The sequence below is a fragment of the Marivivens niveibacter genome (assembly GCF_002150005.2).
GTDB classification, from domain to species: Bacteria; Pseudomonadota; Alphaproteobacteria; order Rhodobacterales; family Rhodobacteraceae; genus Marivivens; species Marivivens niveibacter.
In genome coordinates, this window is sequence record NZ_MSPP01000003.1 from 106,716 (window position 1) to 130,867 (window position 24,152).

A 24,152-nucleotide genomic window follows, 5' to 3' on the forward strand; every position below is an offset into this window, starting at 1 on the left:
TACGGCCACATCCAGACCCAGAGCGGAAAAAAGGCCCAATGATCGAAATTACCCGTGAAACTAAGAACGACTGGTGGGAAGTCGAGGCGCTATACGATTTGTGTTTTGCGCCTGGACGGACTGCGTTGTCGTCGTATCGGTTACGCGATGGGGTCGATCCTTTGTCCGAGTTATGCTTTGTCGCGCGGGATGCGGATGGAACTTTGGGTGGTGTTATTCGCAATTGGCCTGTTTGCGTCGGCGGCCGAATGGCGATTTTATTGGGGCCTGTTGCGGTTCACCCAACGCGCCAAGGCGAAGGTGTCGGCGCATTATTGATGCGAAAAGCGTTGAACCGTGCGCATGATCTAGGTTGGGCGCGCGTCATGCTGGTCGGGGATTACCCGTATTACAAACGGTTCGGTTTCTTCAAACTCGAAGGCGTGGATATGCCGCCGCCGACCAACCCAGATCGTATTTTGGGATATAATTTGACCCCAGGTGCGTGGATCGGGGTTTCTGGTGAAGTTACGCCTGCGAAGGATTGCAAAAATCTAAGTCGTCCCCAATCTATTGGGCATGAGCAATCGTGATGATGAGTTAAGGGTTGTGAACCCCACCGACCCGTTGGATGACCAAGGCCGCGCTGAGATCCAGTTATTGGCCGCGCGCCAGCGCCGTGCGAATGGTGTCCTGATGAAGGCGATCAATTTCGTCGGTTCGCAGGTCGAAGATGGACTGAAGTCGATGCCAGCGCCGGTTCGGACACGGTTCGAGGCGGCGGCGAAAAAAGCGCTAAGTTACAGTTTTTACGCAGCCAAAGCGACCCATGGAAAAGCGCCTTTAACGGACAAGGGTCATACGGCGGTGGCCGCGATAGCAGGCGCTGTTGGTGGTGTTGGCGGGTTGCCGACAGCCTTGGCTGAATTGCCGATTACCACCACGATCATTTTCAGGGCTGTGCTGGGCGTCGCCGAGGCCTATGGAGAAGATCCAGACGCCGAAGATACCCGTGTCGAATGTCTGCGCGTATTCGGTGCGGGCGGCCCCGGTGGCGATGATGATGGGATCGACACTGCGTTGATTGGGGCGCGTTTGGGCCTATCGGGTGCGGGCATCAATAGCCTGATCGCGCGAATCTCGCCCAGATTCGCCGCAGTGATGTCGCAAAAATTGGCAGGGCAGGCTGTTCCGATTATTGGCGCTGCCGCTGGAGCGGGAACGAACTATGCCTTTGTTCGCTTTTACGTTGAGATGGCCCACGTCCATTTCGGTCTTCGTCAGTTGTGCCGAATTTATGATGAAACACAGGTACTTGAAGAGTTTCACAAAGCGTTAATTATGCGAAAGCTAAGCTCGTAGGTTGTGAGGCGGATTTTGGGGCTGTCAAAAAAGCGACAGTAGAAAGTCCTCTTATATTTGACCCGAAAATCGATCTTGTTATGCTGCAAATGCGAAAGGGTGGTGTCATTTTTAGCACCAAATTTTTTCATAGCAGCTCCGTTATTTTCGGGGGAGTGAGTGGCCCGAAGCTAGCCACCCTTTTGCAACTTTACTGATTTGCCAACCAATGCGTGATCGCAGAACGGACGGATTGTTCACCGTCGTTACAGGCTTTGTCGATGACGGCCCGTGCCTCTGATAGGTCAATTTTTCGCAAAATATGCTTCACAGGACCAATGGATGCTGGGCGCATCGATAGATTCTTGATGCCCATCGCGGCCAGGCAGATTGCCTCAACAGGGCGGCCAGCGTCTTCGCCGCAGAATGACAACGGTTTGCCAGCGCGTTCACAACGTTCCACGACCTGCCGCAAGAACGATAGAAAACTGACGTTCAATGTATCATAGCGGCGGCGGACCCGTTCGTTTTCGCGGTCTGCGGCGAAAAAGAACTGTTTTAGGTCGTTGCCGCCAATCGATAGAAAGTCGACTTCGTCAAAGAAAACATCAGGCGCAAAGGCAAGGCTGGGGGTTTCCAACATTGCGCCAATTTTGATGTCGGACGGGGCAGGGTGCCCCAGTTTGATTTCACGATCCAATGCCTTTTGCATTTCAGCTTTGGCATCGCGGAATTCCTGTAGCTGCGCGATGAACGGAAACATGACCGTTAATGGTCGGCCATTTGCAGCGCGGATAAGTGCCTGCAACTGCATCCGTAAAATGCCGGGTTTATCCAGACCTACGCGGATAGCACGCCAGCCCATCGCGGGGTTGGGTTCGTCCTGCGGGGTCATATAGGGCAGTACCTTGTCCGAACCGATGTCCAACGTGCGGAACACCACGCGTTTGCCATCGGCTGCGTCCATGACGCGCTGGTATAGCGCAGACAATTCGGCACGTTTGGGCATTTGGTTCCGAACAAGGAACTGTAGCTCTGTTCGGAACAATCCCACACCTTCAGCACCCGAAGACGGCAGCGATGGCAGATCCGCCATGAGCCCCGCGTTCATCTGTAGCGAAATGGTCGTGCCGCATTTCGATGTCGCAGGCAAATCGCGGATTGAGGCATAGCGTTCTTGGGCGCGGGCCTGCATCGCGATTTTGTCGCGGAATGCATTCTGTACGTTTTCGTCGGGACGCAGGTGCGCGATGCCCTGATCGCCATCGACCAAAATCGTATCGCCGTTTAGTGCGTCCGCGGTGATGTTTTTTGCGTGAATGACCAAAGGAATGGCCCAAGCGCGCGCAACGATGGCGGCATGAGATCCGACAGAGCCTTCCTCTAGCACGATACCGCGCAGTGTTTTGCCGTATTCTAGCAATTCACCAGGGCCGATGTTTCGGGCGACCAAAACAGGGTTTTCGGGCATTTCTGCGCCGGTTTCTTTGCCTTGGCCTGTTAGAATGCGTAGCAAACGGTTCGATAGGTCATCCAGATCGTGCAGGCGGTCGCGCAGGTAGGCATCACCAGCCGATTGCATTCGGCTACGGGCAAGTGATTGTTCTTTTTCGACTGCGGCTTCGGCAGAGAGGCCGGATTGAACGTCCTCTTCCATGCGGCGCATCCAACTACGAGAGTTGGCGAACATGCGGTAGGCCTCTAGCACTTGGACCTGTTCGGCGTTCACAGTTGTTGTGGTTGATAGCATTTCATCAACCGAAATACGCAGCGTGTCTACGGCTTCGCGTAGGCGGGTCAATTCTGTTTCTGGATCGTCCGCGATAGGGTTGGTGACAACCACGCGCGGTTCATGCAGGTAAACCTGACCTTCTGTTGCGCCCTCTTGGGCGGTTGATCCGCGGAATAGAATGGGTTGTTGGTGGCGGGCACTTAGGGCCGCGCCTTCGCCGACAAAGGCACCTAGTTCGGTCATTTCTGCCAGAACCATCGCCACGACTTCTAGCGCGTACACCTCGTCGCTGGAAAACTGGCGGGCGGCCTTGGACTGCACAACTAGCACGCCCAATGCGTTTCCTAGTCTTTGGATGGGCACACCGCAAAACGATGAATAACGTTCCTCGCCCGTTTCGGGCATGTAACGGAACCCTTTTTCGGATGGCGCATCAGCGGTGTTGATCACGTGCCGCGTGCGTGCGGCGCGGCCAACCAGACCTTCGCCCAACCGCATACGAGTTTGGTGAACCGCCTCGGCATCCAGACCTTCGGTTGCGCAGAGTTCCAATGTCTCAGCATCGCGGAACAGATAGATGGAACACACTTCGGTCTGCATCGAAGACGCGATGAGATGCACAATTTTGTCCAGACGCGCCTGACCTGCGGCATCTTCGGCCATGGTGTCACGCAAACGGCCTAACAGCTTGCGGCTATCTGTTTCGATGCGTTCTGGCATACGTCTGTCCCTTTTGGTCAGCCTATCTATAGGCGATGCGACTTGCAAATGGGAGTGGGCAAAACCGTCACAGGCAAATCATTGACACTACGATGTTTTTTGCAGGTGCAGCATTTTGGAAAAACCGCCCATCGTCCAACCCAAGTTGGTTATGAACGGTCCAAAATTTCATCACTCTTTGAATGTTGGCGTGATCTGGCGATACCTAAGCAGCAGTCGCTAACACATTTGTGAAGGCACAGAATTATTGGACCCCATAATGATTCTGACAGCCTAGATGCAAAAACGACAAAAGCCGCCCCCAATGGGACGGCTTTTGAAACAAGTCTGTTGTCTAACTTAGGCTTTATCCAGATCGAATGCGTCGTGCAGTGCCTGAACAGCAAGTTCCATGTACTTACGGTCGATCAGAACCGAGATTTTGATTTCAGATGTCGCGATAACTTTGATGTTGATGCCTTCGTTCGACAGAACTTCGAACATCTTTGCAGCAACACCTGCGTGGCTGCGCATGCCGATGCCAACGACCGAAACTTTGGCAACTTCGGTGTCTGCTTCCAGACGGTCAAAGTTGATCAGGCCTTTTTCTTTGGCTTCGTTCAGGGCCTGTTCAGCGCGCATTTTCTGATCGATCGGGCACGAGAAGGTCATGTCGGTCACGCCGCCAGCGTGGCCCTGATAGTTCGTTTCAGAAATGTTCTGAACGATCATGTCGACGTTTACGCCTGCTTCGGACAGCGGGCCAAAGATCGACGCGGCAATGCCTGGTTTGTCATCAATGGTGACAAGCGTCATCTTTGCTTCTTCGCGGGAATAGGCGACGCCAGAAACTACGTTGGATTCCATGATTTGCTCCTCTGCGCAGACCAGCGTGCCTGCGTCATCTGACGGTTCTTCGAAGGAACTAAGCACGCGCAGTTTCACGTTATAGCGCATTGCCAGTTCAACCGAACGGGTTTGCAGTACTTTGGCACCCAGTGACGCCAATTCCAGCATTTCTTCAAAAGCGATCTTGTCCAGCTTGCGAGCCTTGGACGTGATGCGTGGGTCGGTCGTGTAAACGCCGTCCACGTCGGTGTAGATGTCGCAACGCTCTGCTTCGAACGCAGCTGCAAACGCCACAGCAGTGGTGTCCGATCCGCCGCGGCCCAGCGTGGTGATCCGGCCTTCGGGGGAAATACCTTGGAAACCAGCGACGACAGCAACTTTCATGCCTTCGCCGAATTTCTGGTTGATGTTATCCGATGGGATTTCTTCGATCCGTGCGGCGCCGTGTGCGCTGGTGGTTTTCACCGGCACTTGCCAGCCTTGCCAGCTGCGCGCAGGAATTCCCATTTCCTGTAGGCGTAGCGCCATCAGGCCTGCAGTGACGTTTTCACCCGACGATACGATCGCATCGTATTCACGTGCGTCATACAGCGGAGAGGTTTCGTTAACCCAACCCACCAGTTCGTTGGTCTTTCCCGACATGGCCGAGACGATGACGATCACGTCATAGCCTTTACCCACCTCAAGAGCGACGCGTTTCGCGGCGCGGGCAATTCGATCTAGATTGGCGACCGAAGTGCCGCCGAATTTCATGACAAGCGTCGGCATAGCTGTCCCTTGCAAAATATCGCGCTTCCCTTAGCCGCTGTGGCGCTAAAGGGCAATTGAACAATGCAGCTATGGCAACATTTTTGTGACACGAAATCCCCTGTTTTGTGGGGATTTCGTAATTTAGCTAACGACGCCTGTTATTAAAAGTCGCCCAATCCGCCGCCCGTGCCGCCGGTGGACGATTGAGATGCTACGGCGATCAGGGCCAAAAATACCAACGGAATGATGATCGAAGAGCTGGAGCTGGCAGGCGCAGCAGCGACGACTGTTTCTTCTTCCATGATTGGCACAACAGGTGCCATTCCCCCAGCGAATGCCGCCGACCCTGCAACTGCAAATGTGGCTGCGAGCATTAATTTTTTCACGATAAACTCCTTTTTACTAATTTTCGAAGTCGCAGAAACTTCGGGTTTAAGTAACGTCACGCTAGCGTGAGTGAGTCCAGAAATTTTACCGTTTGGTCTGGGATTCCATGCCCTAACCCGTGCAAAATTGCCGTTTTTGCCCATTGCCCGCGCAAATCAGGGGGGGGCGTCGGGTCAATTTGATTGTTTGCGGGGTAAAAACGGCAGGGGGGCCACGGGGATACCGTCTTCGATCAGTTTTATCGCGTCGGCTGGTTTGGTTTCGCCCCAGATGTTCCGTTCAGGCGCATCGCCGTCGTGGATCTTGCGGGCCTCGGTTGCGAAATCTTGGCCCACATAGTCGGCGTTCTGTTCGACGTCTTTGCGCAATTTGTCGATGGCATCTTCGGTCGGGGTGCTTGGCGTCGATAGCGGCCGCTTTGATTCTTTTGCGACCGCTGGTGCCATGAGGGATTTGGTCACCTCGGTCGATCCGCAATGGGTGCAGGCCACCATCCCCGTCTGAAACAGCCGGTCAAATGCGTCAGCCGATTTGAACCAGCTATCAAAGCTGTGACCATCGGCACATTTTAGCGAATAGCGGATCATTCCGAACCTTTGGTTTCAACAAAGCCCGCCCAAAATAGCGATTTCAGCGGGGGATTCAATCTGGGTAAACAAAAGGGCGGCAGGCAATCGTGCCGCCGCCCTGATGCGTTGCTACGTAGGCTAATGGTTAGAAAGTTCCATAGCCGCGTTCGTCTTCGTCCACGATCACCGGACCGTTATAGGTTGGTGCGGTCGCTTTGTTCGCGGCGGGTGCGTCAATTGCCTTGCGATACGTTTCATCGCTCTGGGCTGACGTTTCAGCGGCCAAGGTCAAAGGCGTGATGTCGATCGTATCGGACATGACCGTATCGCTAAGTTTGAATTTGGCGATCTCTTCGCGCAAGGCCGCGTTGGTCATCGCCAGTTCGGTTGCGGTTGATGCAAAGGTATCAGCCTGTTTGCTGGTGAACCGCGTGATGCGGGCAATATCAACAATCGCTTCGTTTACCTGTTCCACGCCGCGCGCCTGTTCGGTGCTGGAAGCAGAAATGTCGCTGACCAAAGCCGACACTTTGTCGATGTTTTGGGCGATTTCATCAAAGGCCGCGCGGGTCTGTTCCGAAATTTCGACGCCTTGCTGTACGCTGGCGCGGCTTTTTTCGATCAGGCTGCTGGATTCGCTTGCCGCTTTGGATGACCGCGCTGCCAGATTGCGCACCTCTTGGGCGACCACGGCGAAACCGCGACCATGTTGCCCTGCGCGTGCAGCTTCGACTGCGGCGTTCAGGGCCAAAAGGTTGGTTTGGAACGCGATTTCATCGATCACTTTGATGATTTTAGCGATATCTTGGCTCGATTTGTTGATGTGGGTCATCGCATCAACCATATCGGTGATCTTTTCACTGCCACGGGTCACAACGGTCGAAGTCGCTGTTACCACGCCTTCGGCGCTTTGCGCGGCTTCAGCGTTGTTGCGGACCTGCGCCGAGGTTTGCTCCAACGAGGCCGACAATTCTTCGACCGCAGAGGATTGGGTTTCTGCGTTATTCGCCAGCGATTGGGCAGCCTGTTCCAATTCTGACGAAGCCGATCCCAGTCGTTCGGTGCGTGCACGAACCTGAGCCAAGGAATTGTCGATGAACATGATCAGGCGATCAAATGCCCCAGCGGTTTGGCCCATTTCGTCGTCGCGTTCGATGACAAGCATCCGTTTTGTCAGGTCACGTTCGTCGGCCATTTTGTCCATGCGGCGGGACACCCAAGTGATCGGGCGCACAATCGCACGGCCAACAAAGAAACTGATCGCCGAGGTGACAAGAATGATACCAATCACAACGAACAAAATGGTCCAGCGCAGCGAAATAGCATCCGCCATAAGGGCGCTGTAGTTGACTGTTGTGCTGAACAAATGCGGGCGACCGCTTAGGTCGATGGTTCCGAATGTCGAAATCAGTTTTTGACCGTTCGCGCTGGTAAAGACGGTTGTGCCTTCTTCACCGTTGATGGCAGCGGCAATATTTGTATCTGTACGTTCCTGAACAAATTCAGAGCCGTCCACATTTGTTAAATCGCCCGCGGATGCGATGGTGCGGCCTGTGGTGCGCATCAGTAGCGTTTGTGATGGCACGCCAAGGCCTGTTTCTTGCGACATGGCTGTTTCTAGCGGTGTCGTTGTCATCGCAAGGACCAGAACACCGGCCATTTCACCATAACGGTCCAAAACAGGGGACCCCATGAATGCGTTCAGTGCGTTCTGCCCTGGATTATAAGGGCGGAATTCGGACATAAACACAGGATATGTCTGTGCGCTGGGGTCAGAGGAAGCAAGATAAGATTCGGTTGCTTTCAGGGTTTCGTCGAACGTCAGGTTCAGCTGGGTATTGGCAATATGCATTGCGTCTACAGAGTTTCCGAAATCACCCCGTTTTGCGTAACTGTAAACGACTGTCCCGTCCTTATCGATCAGCAGAATGTCGTCTAGCGCCATTTCATTGACGGTATCCGTAAACCACCCGTGCCAATGGGCATGAACCCGCGAATAGGCGCCAGCGCCTTCGGCTTCGAATAGTTCGTGGCGGCGATCGATTGGCAGACCGTTGCCTGCCACGAATGCGTTGCGGATGTTCCCCATCGCAGGTTCACCGTCAACGATCTGAGTCGTCAGCATATAAAACGTGGAAAGCGCAGAGTGCAGGCTGCGGTCTTGGGCCAGAATACTCGTCAGTGATTTGTAATGGTTGATTTCGGTTTCGATAGCACTCGAAACAACGTTTTGGCTCGCGGATAGCTGTTCATGCGCCGCGTTTTCGATCGTGTTCGACATTCGATTTGATGCCAACACGCCAACCAATACGGCCGCAGTTGTTGTTAGGGCTACAAAAACAAGCTGTAGCTTGATCAATAATGAAAGTTTCATTTGGGCATTCCGACGTTTTCCCGACCTCTGCACTGGGCCTCGCAGGGGTGAACGACCGGTTTGCGTAAATTTTTAGAAACATATCCACATGGGACAGATAAAACCGTATAGATACGTATCGCTTTGCCGCGGCTAATTTTATCTGTGTGGGGGAGTAGTGGTGCTGCAGAGAAGGATTGAACTTCCGACCTCTCCCTTACCAAGGGAGTGCTCTACCACTGAGCTACTGCAGCGCCGATGATGTGTCCGCCGAAGCGGTGAGCGGGGATTTAGTCGCAAAAATTTCTATGCGCAACCCCTATCTGGACGGTTTTTTTATCTAAGGGTACAACACCCCCCATGAAGAACAGTTCTGGCGATAAAAAAACCACTAAAAATAAGACAAGTCGCGAAGACCGGTTAAAGGCCGCGCTAAAGTCTAATATGGCAAAACGTAAGGCTCAGGCGCGTGCGCGTGCAGAGCAAACAAATAAAACCGAGGATAGCGAGTAGTATGGATTCGATTCTGGTAAAAGGCGGTAAGGCTCTGAACGGGCAAATCGCGATTGCGGGTGCAAAGAACGCGGCGCTGACATTGATGCCCGCCACATTGCTAAGCGAAGAGCCGCTGACCCTGACCAACATGCCGCGCCTGTCGGATATCCGTACAATGACGTTGCTGCTGCAATCGCTGGGCGCTGAAGTGTCTTCGCTGGCGGATAACAAAGTGGTCGCAATGTCCTGCCACGGTTTGTCGTCGACCCACGCCGATTATGACATCGTTCGCAAAATGCGTGCGTCCAACCTTGTTCTGGGTCCACTGCTGGCGCGCGAAGGTCATGCAACCGTTTCCCTACCTGGTGGCTGTGCGATTGGTGCGCGTCCAATGGACATTCACATCACCGCGCTAGAGGCGATGGGCGCGCAGATCGAACTAAAGGACGGCTATCTGCATGCAACGACCCAAGGCGGCCTAAAGGGCGGTTTGGTCAAGCTGCGCTTTGCGTCCGTTGGCGCGACCGAAAACGTTCTGATGGCCGCAACATTGGCCAAAGGCACGACCGTTATCGAAAACGCTGCACGTGAGCCTGAAATTGTGGATCTGGCCGACTGTCTGCGCGCAATGGGCGCACAGATCGAAGGCGACGGCACCTCCCGCATCGAAATTCAGGGCGTTGATCGCCTGCATGGCGCGACCCACCCTGTTGTGACCGACCGTATCGAATTGGGCACCTACATGCTGGCCCCTGTCATCGCAGGCGGCGAAGTTGAATGTCTGGGCGGTAAACTGTCGCTGGTCGAATCGTTCGTTGAAAAACTGCACGAGGCTGGCGTTACCGTCGAAGAAACCGACAAGGGGTTGAAAGTCCGCTGTGATGGTGGCCGTCCGAACGCGGTAGATGTCACGACCGAACCATTCCCCGGTTTCCCGACCGACCTGCAGGCGCAGATGATGGCGATGCTGTGCTTTGCCAACGGCACATCGGTGTTGGAAGAAAAGATTTTCGAAAACCGTTTCATGCACGCCCCCGAACTGACCCGCATGGGCGCAAACATCGAAGTCCACGGCGGCCACGCGACTGTCCATGGCGTGGAAAAGATGAAAGGTGCCCAAGTCATGGCGACTGACCTGCGTGCTTCGGTGTCGCTGATTCTGGCGGGCCTAGCTGCCGAAGGTGAAACCCAAGTGAACCGCGTCTATCACCTAGATCGTGGTTACGAACACGTCGAAGACAAACTGGGCGCGGTTGGCGCGACCATCGAACGGATCAAGGAATAACCCATGACCGATGCCCGTTTCGAAGACGCCGGTGAACAGCCTCTACGTATCAAAGCGTTGGATGCAGAAGATCTGAAAATCCTGTCCAGCCTTGTGCAGGATTCGGTGTTTCCGGCCTCCGAAATGGTTTGGAAATCGAAAGAACGGCGCTTTGCCGTTCTTTTGAATCGCTTCCGTTGGGAAGACGCTGATGCGGCGCAGGCTCGTGGCCGTGCGTTCGAACGTGTGCAATCCGTGCTGGCCATCGAAGACGTGCAAAAAATCCGTTCCGCAGGCGTCCCGCGCGGCGATGCGGACACTGTTTTGTCCCTTTTGGCTATAGAATGGGCCGAAAAACAGGACGGCGCGGGCACTATTACATTGGTCCTTGCTGGTGACGGAGCCATCGAAATCGATGTCGAAGCATTAGAGGTTGTCGTCAAAGATGTGACGCGTCCCTATGCCGCCCCATCAGGAAAATCGCCCAAACACGCGATTTAGTCGCGGAATTTACGACAGACGTCCATTGAAGCGGTCCCATCCCAAGGGTATCTACCCAACTGAAGGAGACCGCCCATGCCGCATTTTCTGAACACTCTGGATGATAATTTCGAGGCTGAGTTCATCGCCCTGATGGGGATGAAACGCGAAGACAGCCCCGATGTGGATGCGGTGGTCGCGGATATCATCGCAGACGTGCGCGCACGCGGCGATGCGGCGGTTCTGGAATTGACCGCGAAATTCGACCGATTGGAACTGACGCCTGAAACCATGCGGTTTTCGGATGCGGAAATCGAATCCGAATGCGCCAAGGTCGATGACGAAGACCGCGCCGCGCTGGAAATGGCCGCTGCCCGTATTCGCGCCTATCATGAACGTCAGATGCCTGCCGATGCATGGTGGGAAGATGAAACAGGCGCCGCGCTGGGCTGGCGTTGGTCTGCGGTTTCGGCGGCTGGTCTATATGTGCCGGGTGGTCTGGCGTCTTATCCGTCTTCGGTTCTGATGAACGCGATTCCGGCCAAGGTGGCGGGTGTTGACCGTTTGGCAATTGTTGTGCCGACCCCTGATGGCGTTGTGAATCCGCTGGTCCTATTGGCCGCGAAAATCGCGGGCGTCGATGAAATCTATCGTATCGGCGGGGCGCAGGCGGTTGCTGCGCTGGCCTATGGCACGGACACGATCGCGCCCGTCGATAAAATCACAGGTCCAGGCAACGCTTTCGTTGCCGCCGCGAAACGCCGTGTATTCGGCAAAGTCGGCATCGACATGATCGCTGGCCCGTCCGAAATTCTGGTGATCGCAGACAAAGACAACGATCCCGACTGGATCGCGGTTGATCTGCTGAGCCAAGCAGAGCACGACGAAAGCGCCCAGTCCATCCTCATCACCGATGACGCTGATTTTGGCCGTGCAGTTGCTGCAGCGGTGGAAAAACAGCTGGAAACGCTGGAACGCCGCGCGATTGCGGGCCCCAGTTGGCGTGATTTTGGCGCTGTGATCGTCGTGAAGGATATGGAGGAAGCCGTCCGCCTGTCCGACCGTATCGCACCTGAACATTTGGAAATCTGCACGAACGACGCCGAAGACCTGCAAACCAAAATCCGCCACGCGGGTGCAATTTTCATTGGCTCATGGACGCCAGAGGCGATTGGCGACTACATCGGCGGGCCGAACCACGTTTTACCAACTGCCCGTTCTGCACGCTTTTCGTCTGGTTTGTCCGTGATGGACTTCATCAAACGGACAACTTTGTCACGCATGACGCCTGATGCTCTTTTGGCTATTGGCCCTTCGGCCGAACGTCTGGCAAAGTCAGAAAGCCTAGAGGCGCACGGCCTGTCGGTTCGGGCTCGTTTGGATCGTTTGAATAAAGGTTAGGGTCATGTCAAAGATTGTTCATATCGAACTGGACGACAGCAATCTGCCGCCCCCCACGCCCGAGGTGGAGCAGGAACGCAAGGTTGCGATCTTTGACCTGCTAGAAGATAACTCCTTTGCGTTGCTCGAACGTGATGGCCGTACGCCACCTGAAGGTCCGTACAAACTGTATCTATCGGTGCGTGAACGTCGGCTGGTTCTAGATATCAAAACCGAAGACGGCAGCCCTGCAGGCGAATTGCATCTGGCGCTGGGCCCGTTCCGTCAGGTGGTCAAAGATTATTTCCAAATCTGCGAAAGCTATTTCGACGCGGTGAAAACGGCGGCGCCTAGCCAAATCGAAACCATCGACATGGCCCGCCGCGGTATCCACAACGAAGGTGCGAACGTCCTGCAAGAACGGCTAGAAGGTAAGGCCGAGATGGACCACGATACCGCCCGCCGCCTATTCACGCTCGTTTGTGTTTTGCACTTTGGGGGCTGATGTGAACGACGGCGGTAAGAAAATCCAAGCTCTCCCGCAGTCGGTTTTGTTTTGCTGCGATCATAACTCTGTTCGGTCCCCAATGGCCGAAGGTTTGATGAAAAAGATCTACGGCCCAGAATGTTACGTCCAATCCGTGGGTGTGAAATCTGATCTGGAAATCGACGGTTTCGCCATTGCCGTGTGCCAAGAGGTCGATGTTGAATTATCACGCCACCGCACACGGTCCTTCGAAGAGCTGAAAGAATGGGGCGATGACCTGTCGTCGTTCGATCTGGTTGTGGCCTTGACCCCAGCCAGTCAGCGCCAAGCGTTGGAGTTGACCCGTTTTTTCCATTTGGATGTCGAATATTGGCCAATTATGGACCCTTCTGGGTTAGGCACGACCCGCGATGAAAAGTTAGAGTTCTATCGCAAAGCCCGAGATCAGATCACTGATCGCCTTCAGGAAAGGTGGGGCCCTTCTAAGGAGTGACCATGGACGCCAAAGCTGTTCTGAAACGTTATTTTGATGCCTTTAATTCGGGCGACAAGGCTGGAATGCTGGCCGAATTATCCGATGACGTTGCCCACCACGTGAACGAAGGCCAAATTCGCGTTGGTAAAGACCTGTTCAGCCAGTTCTGCGACCACATGGACCGCTGCTACCGGGAAACCCTGACCGACATCGTGATCTTCGGAAATGACGACGGCACGCGCGCATCAGCTGAATTCGTGGTGAATGGTGAATATCTGGCAACGGACGAAGGCCTGCCAGAGGCGAAGGGCCAGAAATACGTCCTGCCTGCCGGTTCGTTTATGTCGTTGAAAGACGGTAAAATTTCGCGCGTCACGACCTATTACAACCTTGCTGATTGGGTCCGTCAGGTCAGCGCATGACGTTAGACTATGACGTTCTGACAGGCGATGCTGTCACGGATGCGCTGGATGATCTGGCGCGTTTGCGGATCGATGTTTTCGCCGCTTGGCCATATTTGTACGACGGGTCGTTAGAATACGAACGCGGCTATGTCGCCACGTACCGCGATGCGCCGAATTCCATTTTGGTGGCCGCAAAATCGAACGGCAAAATTGTAGGAGCCGCGACGGGCACCCCGATGGAGGATCACGCGTCAGATTTCGCCGATGCCTTTGCTGCGACGGGCATTCCGCTGACCGACATTTTCTACTGCGCCGAATCGGTATTGCTGCCCGACTATCGCGGTCAGGGCGCTGGCCATGTGTTTTTCGATAAACGAGAGGCAAAGGCGCGGGCGCTGGGGCGCAAATACATTGCCTTTTGTTCGGTGATGCGCCCGGCGGACCATCCCGCGCGGCCCAATGATTACCGTCCGCTGGATGGATTTTGGTCGGCTCGGGGATATGCGCCGTTGGACGGTGTGATCGCGCAGTTTGAATGGCCCGATATCGGTGCGGATGCGCCGACAAAGAAACCCCTGCAATTTTGGATGAAGACTTTATGAAAATCGCAACCTCTGCCTATTTGCCCGAATGGCATCCCAGCTGGTCCTCGGTCGAAGAAAAGCTTGCGAAATGGGTCGAGGCAGCGGTGGCCCAAGGCGCTGATCTGCTAGTGTTCCCCGAATACGCGGGATGCGAGGCCGCGTTGGTCGGCGCGCCAAACGATTGCGCCCCCGCCGATTGGCCCGCGCGTATGGCCGACCGCGCCGAAGATTGGCTGGCCCTACATTGCGATCTGGCCGCCCAACATGGCGTCTATATCGTGGCTGGGTCTATTTGTGTACGCAGCGGCGACACATATGTGAATCGATCATATTTTATTGGGCCTTCGGGTGATGCCGAATGGCAGGACAAACTGATCCTGACGCCCTACGAACGCGATGATATGCAGATCAGCGGCGGGGATGAAATCCGTCTGTTTGATACCAAACATGGCCGCGTCGGTATTCTGATTTGCTACGACAGCGAATTCCCGATCTGGTCGCGGACTATGTGCGAACAGGGCGCTGATATGATTCTGGTCCCGTCGGCCACGGATTTTCCTGCGGGGCAAACGCGGGTGCGTCAATCATGCCGCGCGCGGGCGATTGAAAACCAGTGTTTGATCGTCCAGTCACCCGTTTTGGGGCCTGTGCCTGATTGCGATATTTTGGATCAGGGAACGGGCCGCGCCGCGATTTTCTGCCCGCCGGACCATGGGTTGCCCAGCAACGGGATCATCGCCCAAGGCGAAACAGACGAGGCAGGTTGGATCATCGCCGAGGTTGACCCCGCCGCGATCTGCGCACCGCGCCAAACGGGGCAGGTGGGCAATTTCAGTCACTGGGTTGAACAAGATTCCCGTGCTAATAGCGTTATCATTTCGGCTTTGGCCTGATTAACCCTTGAATAATTGGCAAATCGGGCGCATTTAACCGCCGTTCCGCATAATTTGGCGGAAGGTGCTACTATGGAGATCACATGGCCAAGGAAGAACTGCTCGAATTCCCCGGTGTCGTGAAGGAACTCCTGCCGAACGCGACATTCCTGGTCGAGCTTGAAAACGGCCACACGATCATCGCGCACACGGCGGGCAAACTTCGCAAAAACCGCATCCGCGTCCTAGCAGGCGACAAGGTGCAGGTTGAAATGACGCCTTATGACCTGACCAAAGGTCGTATCAACTATCGTTTTCGGTGAGCACCGTTTCACCGACATCCGGTCTGAAACTTGTCTTGGGCTCTGGTTCGCCGCGGCGACTGGAGCTTTTGGCGCAGATCGGTGTGACGCCTACGGATGTTCGTCCGCCTGACGTGGACGAAGACCCGATCAAAGGCGAAATCCCCCGTGAATATGTAAACCGCATCGCCGCCAGCAAGGCCGCAGCGGTGACCTGCGCAGATGATGAAATCGTTCTGTGTGCCGATACGACTGTGGCATTAGGCCGCCGTATCATGGGCAAACCCGCCGACGCGGCAGAGGCTGCGGAATTTCTGCATGCACTGTCGGGCCGTCGCCACCGCGTTATCACGGCAGTGGCTGTAAAACGCGGCGAACGTATCTGGCAAAAAGATGTTGTGACGACCGTTTCGATGAAACGTTTGTCCAATCCCGAAGTAAATGCCTACCTTGCGTCGAATGATTGGCAGGGCAAGGCGGGTGGCTATGCTATCCAAGGGCCAGCTGGCGCCTTTATCCCGTGGATCAATGGATCGTTCACGGGTGTTGTGGGTCTGCCTTTGACCGAAACCGCGGGTCTGCTAACCGCTGCGGGCTATCCCCTATACGGAGAGAAATAAATGAAGGGTCGCACGATTCTATTGGATCACGTCGCAGGACGTGAGGCTGCAGCGCTGATGGTTGATGGCAAATTGGATGATTTGCTGATCGATGACGACAGCCAGCCGCGCCCTGGGGCGATCTTTCGTGCGATCTGCGACCGTCCGCTAAAAGGGCAGGGCGGTATGATGCTGCGTTTGCCTGACGGCGAAACGGGTTTCCTGCGTCAGGGGCGTGGCCTGCGTCCAGGTCAGCCCATTCTGGTTCAGGTGACAGGCTATTCCGAAGCGGGCAAAGCGATCCCCGTAACCGATCGCGTCATTTTCAAAAGCCGCTACGCCATCGTCACGCCCAACGCGCCCGGTATCAACACCAGTCGCGCCATCGCGGACGAAGAAGAGCGCGCGCGCGTCAACGCCATAGGCCACGCTGTTATGGAAGAGGCCGAACATGGCCTGATCCTGCGGTCGTCCTGTGCGGGCGCTGACGACGAAGATATCGCTGAAGATATCGAAGCGATGCTGGAACTTGCCTCTGCCGTTCTGGGCGATTTGGAGGGCGCTAATCCAGAAGCCCTGACCGAAGGCGATGGTCCCCACGTTCTGGCGTGGCGCGAATGGACGTCCCGCGCTGACGTCATCACCGATGAAAACTGTTTCGAACATCACGGTGTTCTAGATCAGATCGAAGACATCAAATCCGCTCACATCGATTTGGGCGAAGGCCACATGTATGTGGAATCCACCCGCGCGTTGGTTGCGGTGGACGTGAACACTGGCGGTGACACATCGCCTGCTGCCGCGCTTAAGGCGAATTTGGCGGCGTCGCGTGCGTTGCCTCGTGCTCTGCGGCTGCGCGGATTGGGCGGTCAGATCGCCGTTGATTTCGCGCCAATGTCCAAGGCGCACCGCAAACAAGTTGAACAGTCGCTGCGCGCATCGTTCAAAAACGATGGTATCGAAACTAGCCTTGTTGGCTGGACCACAATGGGACTATTTGAATTGCAGCGTAAACGTGAACGCCTGCCAATTGCGGGCTTTATTCGGAATATTTGATGGCTTGCCCGATTTGTTCGAAAGAAACAGTCAAAGAATACCGTCCGTTTTGTTCAAAACGTTGCGCGGATATCGATTTGTCTAAATGGCTATCGGGTAGTTACGTTATCGCAGGAAATACGCCTTTAGAGGACGACGAAATTCCTGAAATCGAAAATAAAGATTTTCCACATTAGAAACATTAACGAAATTTAAGTGGCCCATTTTAGGCCGTGACTTAAATTAATCGCCCATATGATTCGACCGTTATGCGATGAGTCGATTTTTCTGCGCCTGCATTCATTAATCGTGCAATTTTAGGTGGTTTAGTAAAGACTTTTGCCACTTTAACGTTCTACCTTTTTGGGTAATCGGTGCCAAAGTTTAATATTTTAGACCATGCGAACAAATCTATTCGCATGGTCTTTTTGTATCCTTTTGGAAGCTTTTGGATGCTGAAGAATATTCTGTAAGGCTCTTGGTTGGCCTTGTTAGCCTTCTGTTTCCTTAAGGTTTCCCCCTTGCACAGCGACAATCTGATCGTGGCCAGTACGCCACCCTGATCGCCGGAGGCGGTCTGGATTTTCGGATTGCCTGTGGGGGCGAACGTGTCGGTTAACCAGTTAACATTTGAAGAGGCGGAATACAGTTCAGACGTTCTGACTTCAGAGATGTTTGGCCTGAATTCGTTGTTTACAAAAGACAGCGTCAGAGAAGGTGGTCAGTATGACACTTTCGTTGATGAAATGGGTGCGAATTCGTTTCGTTTCCCAGGCGGTACCGTAACAGAAAAAATTCTAAACCCTAATTCCGAAGAATATGATCGTTTCTGGGAATTGGATGGTGAACCGGTTCTGGACGATAATTTCATTACTGCCGGCCAATTCGTTGAGTATGCAAATAGCAAAGACGCGACAGTAGATTGGGTTCTGCCGACCGAAGGATATTTTTCGTCGAAATCTGATAGCAACGGCAATCGCTACATTAACCACAATGCCGTCAATAACCTGATGGATCGCATCGATGCGCTGATCCGTGGCGAATACGGCGACGTGAACATCGATACCATCACTATCGGCAACGAATACTGGTACGACAATGGCGACCGTTCGTCGGCTGTTGAATATGGCCGCATGGTCAACGTTATGGCGGATAAGCTGAACACGGTGATCGAAAACTACCGTGCAGAGCTCGATGATCCAGACAGCTGGGAAGCGCCAAAAATCGCTATGCAGTCGGTTCTGCCTTGGGATGGGGATGATATCCCTAAAATCCTGAACCAGATCGACATTGAAACACGCGGTTATATCGACGTCATTGAATCCCACTACTACCCAAATACCTTGGATGATGCGGTCAATGGTCAGGTCATGTTCGACCGCATGGATCAAATCGCGGATGCCGAAGGCTTTGGTGACGTTGAATACTACGTATCTGAATGGAACGTTCAGGCCCGCGATCACAGTGAATTCGGGATGGAGCAGGCATCGAACCTGATCCAGATTATGGAAACGATGTCCGAACGCGGTGTCGATCAAGCATCGGTTTGGGGCACAACCTATAAATCCTTGAGCACGCGTTTGGCGCGCATCTACAATGATACCGATGCGCCTGGTGGAACCGCTAGCGAATTGACCGCCGCGGGCGAGGTTATGCGGATGATGTCGCGCAGCCTAGAAGGCACGCAGGTACTGGACATCAGCACGCCGGCCTATCTGTCCGATCAAATCGGCGAAGATGGAGCGACTGATCAAGTCTGGTTTAACGCCTTTGGTAGCGATGAAACAGTTGTGATCTTTATCTCGTCGCGTTCCGCAGACGGCATCGACCTAAACCTGAACATTGATGAGTTGGTTGGTGATTACGATCACCTTTGGGTTCAGCAACTGTCGACAATTGATAACCCTTGGTCGGATTGGCTGGATGAAAGCGATCCGTTGTCTGAACTGGCGCGCCCATACACAGAAACGTTCATGGGCGACGAAGTAACGGCCGACAATGGCACCATCAATCTGTCGCTGGATGGTTACGATATCGTAAAGCTGGAATTCTCGACCGGTACGGGCGTCGATATGTGGGGCAATGATGCCCGTGTAGACCGTAATGCCGACTACAATGATACTCTGGTTGGTACAGATCACGGCGACACGATCCAGGGCAACCTAGGCGATGATACGCTATACGGCATGGAAGGCCGCGATAGCATCTACGGCGGTGTCGGCGATGACTATCTGGATGGTGGTGACGGTGACGATACTATCGTGACTGGCGCAGGTAATGACACCGTTGTCGCGGGCGGCGGTGAAAACATCATTCTTGCCGAAGAAGGTGAAAACGACATCGATATCTCTGACGGCACGGGTCACCTGTTCGTTGATACGTCAGGCGACACGATTATCACCGGTTTTGATGTTGAGTCGGGCGATACATTGTCGTTCATGGGTGAGTACGAAAATCTGTCTGACTTGATGGACACCGTTCAAATCTCTGACGATGATCTGGTATTTCTGCACGACGCTGGCGGAACAACTGAATTGATCGGCGCAGCAGGACAGTTGGATAAACTGGATGCGGCTTTGGTTGATTTTACCGCGCCAGAGGAAACAGCAGAGACAATCGCGCATGTCGTCAACATGGATGACTACGACGAGTTTGCGGATGTTATGCTGAATGGCACGCCCCAAGATGTTGTAGATTTTCTGGCGGACCTGTCCCCCGATCAAATCTCTGACATTCTGGAAGACGAAGATCTGGACAAGCTGCTGGCCGATATCCCTGCGGAAAATCTGCCAGAGCTGTTGAACATGCTGGACGTTGATAACCTTGAAACCTTTTTCGAGGATACAGAGACCGCCAGCCTGCTGGACTATCTGAATGCATTTGGCGCAGCAGCGGCTGATATTCTAGAAGCGCTTGAATCCGATCCGTTCAATGCATTCTTGAATACACTGTCCTCTGACATGGACACCGTCAGCCGCTATGCGTTCGACCAAGAAACACATGACGCATTGTCCGAGGTGGCCGCGCCATTGGCAGCGGCGCAAATTGCCGAAGACGGCATAACTGGCCTCCCACCAGAAGAGGAAGCCGCCGAGGCCGAAGACGACGTGCCAGACCTAGAGGCTGGACTGGCTGGTGACTGTTTCGTTGCGACAGCGGCGTATCAGGACAAATATCATCCAGATGTGGCCTATCTGCGCAAAGTTCGCGACCATGTCTTGGTTCACTACGCTTTGGGTCGTGTGTTCATCTGGGTGTACTGGCGCGTTGGTCCATGGTTGGCCCGCAGCCTGAAACCATACCCTCGTGCTCTGCGCATGGCGCGCGGCATTCTGGGCTTTGTCATTTCGACCCTGCGTAATCGCGACGTGGTTGCTCGTAATGATCATGGCTTCAAAAGCTCGGTTTATCTGTCTTTGCGGAAGCCTTCGGGTCGCAAGTAAGTAAAGAAAAATCACTCCAGATGCATTTTGTTTGAAAATGCCTCTGGACACCCTCGCACAAGCAAATTAGAAGGCCGCTACCCAAGCAAAAGCAAACGCTTTTGCATCCCGTGCCCGGGTAGCTCAGGGGTAGAGCAGTGGATTGAAAATCCTCGTGTCGGTGGTTCGATTCCGCCCCTGGGCACCATTTTTTCCTTTTTGAAAACAATGACTTGCCCCAGTTGCTTCATAAAGCTTGTTCTCTTTATCGCGAGTTGGGGTTACGCCAGGGTTACATTTCAGCTCAATTCGAAGACACAAGCTAGCGACTCTATTTCCCTAATTATTTCGCAGTTGCAGAAAAACTCCCATAGGACAGATCCGAAAATATGTGAATATAGGAAGGCTCAATTTAATTTTGAGCGAGGTATGCCGAATCATGACCAACACTATATTTCCAACCAGATTTGTTCCGATTGATGTTGTAGCTAAGCGTTACTCTGTATCGGAAGATAGTATTCGACGTCTTGTGCGTGAGAAAAAGTTTCCACCGGGCTATAAAATTGGTGGTAGCACCCGCTGGAAAATCGCCGATCTGGACGAGTTTGACGAAAATCTATCGACTGCGCAGCCAGCATTAGCTGCTTGAGTATTTCGAGGCCGATTTTGTGTCAGCGCGGAAATAATGGCGATTGTGCGGGAGGCTTACCGAGCCTCCCCTCCCGTCGCGTCCACAGGCTCTATGAGGGCCTCTACGTGGTTTATCGATACGATTGGAGGGCTTGCTAAAGGCTTAACGACTTTCGAGGTCGGGGTTCTCCTCTACTAACATCTAAAATTTCTGTTGGTATTCGGTGCCCCCATTTTTTGGTTTCAGAGATGATGCCAACGGTCAGCGCGAACTAGTCACCCGCACCAAGGTGAGGCTGAATTGCCGCGGCTTACAAAGCTCCAACGCTGGCCCGAATTCAAATCGGACCTGAAGATGTTGTAGTTTCATTGCGACCAATGCGTTTCTTTCGAGCATTGTGCGGCTACGGTTCAAAAAATAGAAGCACAAACAATACCGCTCCAGTCACCTTACGTCACAGTTCACGCCGGTTCACATTGTTGAGCGCAACACTTGAGGCACTCTCTGGCTTGGCCATATCGCCCACCACGTTGGACGTTCTAGGCCTCAACTACCTATCGTAGTTGCTATCCGAAGGGCATCCACACTGCATACTCACGGAGACATGGTAATGAACGCCTTCAATGACGACGACGACAAAAGGAAAAATTTCAGAACGATCTTCCGGCTGCTGAACGCCTTTCGTGAAGTAGATCGCGACATACCGATATCGACCGCATTAGTTTTCTGTTGGGTGGCTCTGAACGAAGGGGCAACACAAGTTGAGATGAGAAATACTCTGGATATGCCTTCAGCTACCTCGTCCCGCAATCTTGCGGCACTCTCGAAGGTGCATCGCCTAGGTAAACCGGGTCTCGACTTGATCGAATGGGTTGAAAACCCTGAGGACCGTCGTGCAAAGCTGTTCTTTCTAAGTCGTAAGGGCGAAGCCCTATTGGAAGAACTTTTGGTCACCTTCGGGTGACCTTCGATGGCGTCGTGATGGAAACCGTTCTGGGTGATAATAAGACCGTCAGTGCAATCAGTTATTCGCGCTGACGGTTCGTATTATTTGCCTTTATGTCAAAATACTTCCACAGGTTTACAGTCTACTGTTGGGGGGGGAGGCAAATATTGGTCCGTCCTTCATTTGGCGAATACCTGTCTTAAGGCGTTGCGCGATTTTGCTGTAAGTCGTGGATCTGTGTCGCAAGTAACATCCCTAACTTCCGCTAGAATTGATCGTTCATTATTGCTGATCGGTTCCCTCAAGATATCAATAATAGCTCTTGCGGCTGTAGCGCCTACGGATTGCTGCATTGCTAACCGCATCAAATATGCAGGGTCGCATTCCAGAGCTGATGCCAATGAAGGCACGCGATCAAGCGGTATCTTGTTTTTACCCTGCTTTAGCATTGTCATCATATTCGCGTTCGAAAACCCTGCTTGTGTAGCTATGTCTGCTTGAGACTTACGGTGTGAAAGAGCTTTTATCTGTTGCGCAATGAAGATTGTTGCGGGGTCGTTTTCATATGGTTTGTTCATTTGAACCTCTTGTTATCGATGGTTCAAATTTAACGTGTATGTCAGAGTGCGTCGGGTGGGAGCTTTTTGGGTCTCGTCAAGTTTGCTGAATTTTTAGCGGCTCTTGGCGATCTAAGTTGCTAAGAGCTAAACGCAACCCACGCTAGATTTTCGACCTTGAAGTCGGAAAAGCAGACGACTTTTGTATGTGTGGCTTGTTGCTGAAACGTTAAATAAGGACGCTTTTCGGATCATTGCCTTATAGCCCAACGAGTTGTTTTTCGCTGTAGGTATCCCAGAATTATCGACGACATTAGCCCTGCAAGTCCTAGCAATACTCCCAGAACACCATCCGTAAATTTGAATGTGGTGCGCAGAATGCGACTTTTTCCAAAAATACGAAAATATCCAGCAGTCTCGGTGCCGAGAATTTGGCTGACCTTAGTTGTTCTTTGCAATTCAGTCACATTGTCGGATTGGGAAATTAAATAAAGTGCTTGTGTTGGGTTCGTATCGCTTAGGAGCGTCCCGATGTCAGATATAGCTTCAACGGCTGGTTCAAGCGCGCGCATGTTCTTTACCTGTTCGAGATCATCTATGGACCTTACATTCTTTAGACGGTGCCAGTGAATTCCTTCTCGTGCTGCGTTAACTAAAATGCGAGAAATGGCTGGAGGCAATTGTCCGGTTGTATGTGCGAACTTTAAGAAACCTGCGCCAGCTTTAATCGTTGCTCCCGATTTAATGGTCGCAGGGGAACGAGCTGCAACCAGACTTATTGCTGTAACTGATAAGCCAATTATGGATAGTAAAACGTCTACCTGGTCTATTTCGTTGCCTTGAGAATGCGCAATTCCCGCACGAGTGAGACCGGTGATGTCAGCAATTGGGGTAAGGTTGACAGCAAGCCCGCAGGCCATTGCAATACTCAGTTCGCAGTTATCTGCTGACCACATACAGCTGGCGCACTCTCTCCCTAGAGCCAGTAAAGACTGGTCTTGTTCTTTAGCGGCCTCTAAGGCTGCTGTTGTCTCTGGCTCAAGTGTAAGTGCGGCGTTCGAGGCGATTAACTCTAAGCTGTCGATGATAACCCAGTTTCGAGGCTCTTGAACTAGCTCTTCAATGAGCATGTCATTGATTGTAGCGGCGGATAAGTCTTTGTTCGAGATATATGTTATTTCACGCCTAATCTGATCCATTCCAGCGTCAACGAATAATGCTGTGTATGGTTGTGAAAGGAATGTCGTCAGCGAAACCGTCAATAACACCAAAGATGAAATACGTATCGCGAGAGCCCCAATTTTAATCCATGAAATACCCAACCGTCTGTGCGCCTCTGGGGTTAATTGTGCGCAATCGCGCAGTTGCAAATTTGAATCTTTAGAGCACAGCGTAGGTGGAATATGCGCTCAAGTAATATGTTTTTTTGATGTTTGCGCTGCTTTTGGGTCCGGAAATCCATACCTCGAGGGTTGAAGGGCTCGTCTTGAAAGACAATTGGAGTCGGTGCAGTGTTGCAACCCTGGTGAGTATGTATCGTCCTGTTTTTATCGGCAACTT

24 protein-coding genes and 2 tRNA genes are annotated in these 24,152 nt (G+C 53.2%); 18 read left to right on the forward strand and 8 right to left on the reverse strand.

Going from position 1 to position 24,152, the window contains the following annotated elements:
• Positions 1–38: 38 nt before the first annotated feature.
• Positions 39–572, forward strand: a complete 534-nt coding sequence (locus tag BVC71_RS09245; protein WP_086451812.1) for a GNAT family N-acetyltransferase — start codon at positions 39–41, stop codon at positions 570–572.
• Entirely contained in the window at positions 559–1,341 is a 783-nt protein-coding gene (locus BVC71_RS09250) for an EcsC family protein (protein ID WP_086451393.1), read from the forward strand. The genes BVC71_RS09245 and BVC71_RS09250 overlap by 14 nt, the downstream gene beginning before the upstream one ends.
• 190 nt (positions 1,342–1,531) lie before the next feature.
• Here the strand turns inward: BVC71_RS09250 and ptsP are convergent, their stop codons facing one another.
• The 6 genes from ptsP to BVC71_RS09280 form a co-directional block, all read right to left on the reverse strand.
• Complete coding sequence (gene ptsP / locus BVC71_RS09255; protein WP_086451394.1) at positions 1,532–3,772, reverse strand: phosphoenolpyruvate--protein phosphotransferase; 2,241 nt, start codon at positions 3,770–3,772, stop codon at positions 1,532–1,534.
• A 339-nt stretch (positions 3,773–4,111) separates the two neighbouring features.
• Positions 4,112–5,368, reverse strand: a complete 1,257-nt coding sequence (locus BVC71_RS09260) for an aspartate kinase (RefSeq protein WP_086451395.1) — start codon at positions 5,366–5,368, stop codon at positions 4,112–4,114.
• A 143-nt stretch (positions 5,369–5,511) separates the two neighbouring features.
• Entirely contained in the window at positions 5,512–5,736 is a 225-nt protein-coding gene (locus BVC71_RS09265) for a hypothetical protein (RefSeq protein WP_086451813.1), read from the reverse strand.
• A gap of 174 nt (positions 5,737–5,910) precedes the next feature.
• A complete protein-coding gene (locus tag BVC71_RS09270; protein ID WP_086451396.1) occupies positions 5,911–6,324 on the reverse strand; it encodes a DUF1178 family protein in 414 nt (137 codons plus the stop codon).
• A gap of 127 nt (positions 6,325–6,451) precedes the next feature.
• Positions 6,452–8,680, reverse strand: a complete 2,229-nt coding sequence (locus tag BVC71_RS09275; protein WP_086451397.1) for a methyl-accepting chemotaxis protein — start codon at positions 8,678–8,680, stop codon at positions 6,452–6,454.
• Between the two features lie 158 nt (positions 8,681–8,838).
• Positions 8,839–8,913 (reverse strand) — tRNA-Thr (locus BVC71_RS09280).
• A gap of 260 nt (positions 8,914–9,173) precedes the next feature.
• Between BVC71_RS09280 and murA the strand changes: the two genes are divergently transcribed.
• The 16 genes from murA (at position 9,174) to BVC71_RS09360 (ending at position 22,053) form a co-directional block, all read left to right on the forward strand.
• Complete coding sequence (gene murA, locus BVC71_RS09285; protein WP_086451398.1) at positions 9,174–10,439, forward strand: UDP-N-acetylglucosamine 1-carboxyvinyltransferase; 1,266 nt, start codon at positions 9,174–9,176, stop codon at positions 10,437–10,439.
• 3 nt (positions 10,440–10,442) lie between these two features.
• On the forward strand, positions 10,443–10,919 hold the full coding sequence (locus BVC71_RS09290) for a DUF2948 family protein (RefSeq protein WP_086451399.1): 477 nt from the start codon (positions 10,443–10,445) through the stop codon (positions 10,917–10,919).
• 75 nt (positions 10,920–10,994) lie between these two features.
• Positions 10,995–12,299, forward strand: coding sequence for a histidinol dehydrogenase (gene hisD, locus BVC71_RS09295; protein WP_086451400.1), 1,305 nt, complete (start codon positions 10,995–10,997; stop codon positions 12,297–12,299).
• A gap of 4 nt (positions 12,300–12,303) precedes the next feature.
• Positions 12,304–12,783, forward strand: a complete 480-nt coding sequence (locus BVC71_RS09300; protein WP_086451401.1) for a UPF0262 family protein — start codon at positions 12,304–12,306, stop codon at positions 12,781–12,783.
• 22 nt (positions 12,784–12,805) lie between these two features.
• Positions 12,806–13,258: an arsenate-mycothiol transferase ArsC gene (locus BVC71_RS09305; protein ID WP_086451814.1), complete on the forward strand. Its 453-nt coding sequence runs from the start codon at positions 12,806–12,808 to the stop codon at positions 13,256–13,258.
• A 2-nt stretch (positions 13,259–13,260) separates the two neighbouring features.
• Positions 13,261–13,662, forward strand: coding sequence for a ketosteroid isomerase-related protein (locus tag BVC71_RS09310; protein ID WP_086451402.1), 402 nt, complete (start codon positions 13,261–13,263; stop codon positions 13,660–13,662).
• Positions 13,659–14,246, forward strand: a complete 588-nt coding sequence (locus BVC71_RS09315) for a GNAT family N-acetyltransferase (protein WP_086451403.1) — start codon at positions 13,659–13,661, stop codon at positions 14,244–14,246. Before BVC71_RS09310 ends, BVC71_RS09315 begins: the two co-directional genes overlap by 4 nt.
• Positions 14,243–15,121 carry a carbon-nitrogen hydrolase family protein gene (locus tag BVC71_RS09320; RefSeq protein WP_086451404.1) on the forward strand — a complete coding sequence of 293 codons (879 nt, stop codon included), beginning with the start codon at positions 14,243–14,245 and terminating at the stop codon, positions 15,119–15,121. The genes BVC71_RS09315 and BVC71_RS09320 overlap by 4 nt, the downstream gene beginning before the upstream one ends.
• Before the next feature lie 83 nt (positions 15,122–15,204).
• Positions 15,205–15,423: a translation initiation factor IF-1 gene (gene infA / locus BVC71_RS09325; protein ID WP_067550718.1), complete on the forward strand. Its 219-nt coding sequence runs from the start codon at positions 15,205–15,207 to the stop codon at positions 15,421–15,423.
• Between the two features lie 23 nt (positions 15,424–15,446).
• On the forward strand, positions 15,447–16,022 hold the full coding sequence (locus BVC71_RS09330) for a Maf family protein (protein ID WP_205905970.1): 576 nt from the start codon (positions 15,447–15,449) through the stop codon (positions 16,020–16,022).
• On the forward strand, positions 16,023–17,057 hold the full coding sequence (locus BVC71_RS09335; RefSeq protein ID WP_086451406.1) for a ribonuclease E/G: 1,035 nt from the start codon (positions 16,023–16,025) through the stop codon (positions 17,055–17,057).
• Complete coding sequence (locus BVC71_RS09340) at positions 17,057–17,233, forward strand: DNA gyrase inhibitor YacG (RefSeq protein WP_086451407.1); 177 nt, start codon at positions 17,057–17,059, stop codon at positions 17,231–17,233. The genes BVC71_RS09335 and BVC71_RS09340 overlap by 1 nt, the downstream gene beginning before the upstream one ends.
• Before the next feature lie 411 nt (positions 17,234–17,644).
• Positions 17,645–20,479, forward strand: a complete 2,835-nt coding sequence (locus BVC71_RS09345; RefSeq protein WP_133064511.1) for a CFI-box-CTERM domain-containing protein — start codon at positions 17,645–17,647, stop codon at positions 20,477–20,479.
• 112 nt (positions 20,480–20,591) lie between these two features.
• A tRNA-Phe gene (locus BVC71_RS09350) sits at positions 20,592–20,666 on the forward strand.
• A 231-nt stretch (positions 20,667–20,897) separates the two neighbouring features.
• The gene (locus BVC71_RS09355) at positions 20,898–21,107 is read left to right on the forward strand and encodes a helix-turn-helix transcriptional regulator (RefSeq protein ID WP_086451409.1); all 210 of its coding nucleotides are present in this window, start codon (positions 20,898–20,900) and stop codon (positions 21,105–21,107) included.
• Positions 21,108–21,699: 592 nt separating this feature from the next.
• A complete protein-coding gene (locus tag BVC71_RS09360) occupies positions 21,700–22,053 on the forward strand; it encodes a MarR family winged helix-turn-helix transcriptional regulator (protein WP_133064512.1) in 354 nt (117 codons plus the stop codon).
• Between the two features lie 161 nt (positions 22,054–22,214).
• Here BVC71_RS09360 and BVC71_RS09365 read toward each other — a convergent pair whose 3' ends face one another.
• Positions 22,215–22,613: a helix-turn-helix domain-containing protein gene (locus BVC71_RS09365; protein WP_086451411.1), complete on the reverse strand. Its 399-nt coding sequence runs from the start codon at positions 22,611–22,613 to the stop codon at positions 22,215–22,217.
• 230 nt (positions 22,614–22,843) lie between these two features.
• Positions 22,844–23,962 (reverse strand): hypothetical protein, encoded by a 1,119-nt coding sequence (locus BVC71_RS09370; RefSeq protein ID WP_165767752.1) that lies wholly within the window; start codon positions 23,960–23,962, stop codon positions 22,844–22,846.
• Between the last annotated feature and the right edge of the window lie 190 nt (positions 23,963–24,152).

What these genes read in the sequence shown, in the direction of transcription:
- BVC71_RS09245 (WP_086451812.1), top strand. Translation starts at nt 39, where the DNA reads ATGATCGAAATTACCCGTGAAACTAAGAACGACTGGTGGGAAGTCGAG.
- BVC71_RS09250 (WP_086451393.1), top strand. Translation starts at nt 559, where the DNA reads ATGAGCAATCGTGATGATGAGTTAAGGGTTGTGAACCCCACCGACCCG.
- ptsP (WP_086451394.1), bottom strand. Translation starts at nt 3,772, where the DNA reads ATGCCAGAACGCATCGAAACAGATAGCCGCAAGCTGTTAGGCCGTTTG.
- BVC71_RS09260 (WP_086451395.1), bottom strand. Translation starts at nt 5,368, where the DNA reads ATGCCGACGCTTGTCATGAAATTCGGCGGCACTTCGGTCGCCAATCTA.
- BVC71_RS09270 (WP_086451396.1), bottom strand. Translation starts at nt 6,324, where the DNA reads ATGATCCGCTATTCGCTAAAATGTGCCGATGGTCACAGCTTTGATAGC.
- BVC71_RS09275 (WP_086451397.1), bottom strand. Translation starts at nt 8,680, where the DNA reads ATGAAACTTTCATTATTGATCAAGCTACAGCTTGTTTTTGTAGCCCTA.
- murA (WP_086451398.1), top strand. Translation starts at nt 9,174, where the DNA reads ATGGATTCGATTCTGGTAAAAGGCGGTAAGGCTCTGAACGGGCAAATC.
- BVC71_RS09290 (WP_086451399.1), top strand. Translation starts at nt 10,443, where the DNA reads ATGACCGATGCCCGTTTCGAAGACGCCGGTGAACAGCCTCTACGTATC.
- hisD (WP_086451400.1), top strand. Translation starts at nt 10,995, where the DNA reads ATGCCGCATTTTCTGAACACTCTGGATGATAATTTCGAGGCTGAGTTC.
- BVC71_RS09300 (WP_086451401.1), top strand. Translation starts at nt 12,304, where the DNA reads ATGTCAAAGATTGTTCATATCGAACTGGACGACAGCAATCTGCCGCCC.
- BVC71_RS09310 (WP_086451402.1), top strand. Translation starts at nt 13,261, where the DNA reads ATGGACGCCAAAGCTGTTCTGAAACGTTATTTTGATGCCTTTAATTCG.
- BVC71_RS09315 (WP_086451403.1), top strand. Translation starts at nt 13,659, where the DNA reads ATGACGTTAGACTATGACGTTCTGACAGGCGATGCTGTCACGGATGCG.
- BVC71_RS09320 (WP_086451404.1), top strand. Translation starts at nt 14,243, where the DNA reads ATGAAAATCGCAACCTCTGCCTATTTGCCCGAATGGCATCCCAGCTGG.
- infA (WP_067550718.1), top strand. Translation starts at nt 15,205, where the DNA reads ATGGCCAAGGAAGAACTGCTCGAATTCCCCGGTGTCGTGAAGGAACTC.
- BVC71_RS09335 (WP_086451406.1), top strand. Translation starts at nt 16,023, where the DNA reads ATGAAGGGTCGCACGATTCTATTGGATCACGTCGCAGGACGTGAGGCT.
- BVC71_RS09340 (WP_086451407.1), top strand. Translation starts at nt 17,057, where the DNA reads ATGGCTTGCCCGATTTGTTCGAAAGAAACAGTCAAAGAATACCGTCCG.
- BVC71_RS09355 (WP_086451409.1), top strand. Translation starts at nt 20,898, where the DNA reads ATGACCAACACTATATTTCCAACCAGATTTGTTCCGATTGATGTTGTA.
- BVC71_RS09360 (WP_133064512.1), top strand. Translation starts at nt 21,700, where the DNA reads ATGAACGCCTTCAATGACGACGACGACAAAAGGAAAAATTTCAGAACG.
- BVC71_RS09365 (WP_086451411.1), bottom strand. Translation starts at nt 22,613, where the DNA reads ATGAACAAACCATATGAAAACGACCCCGCAACAATCTTCATTGCGCAA.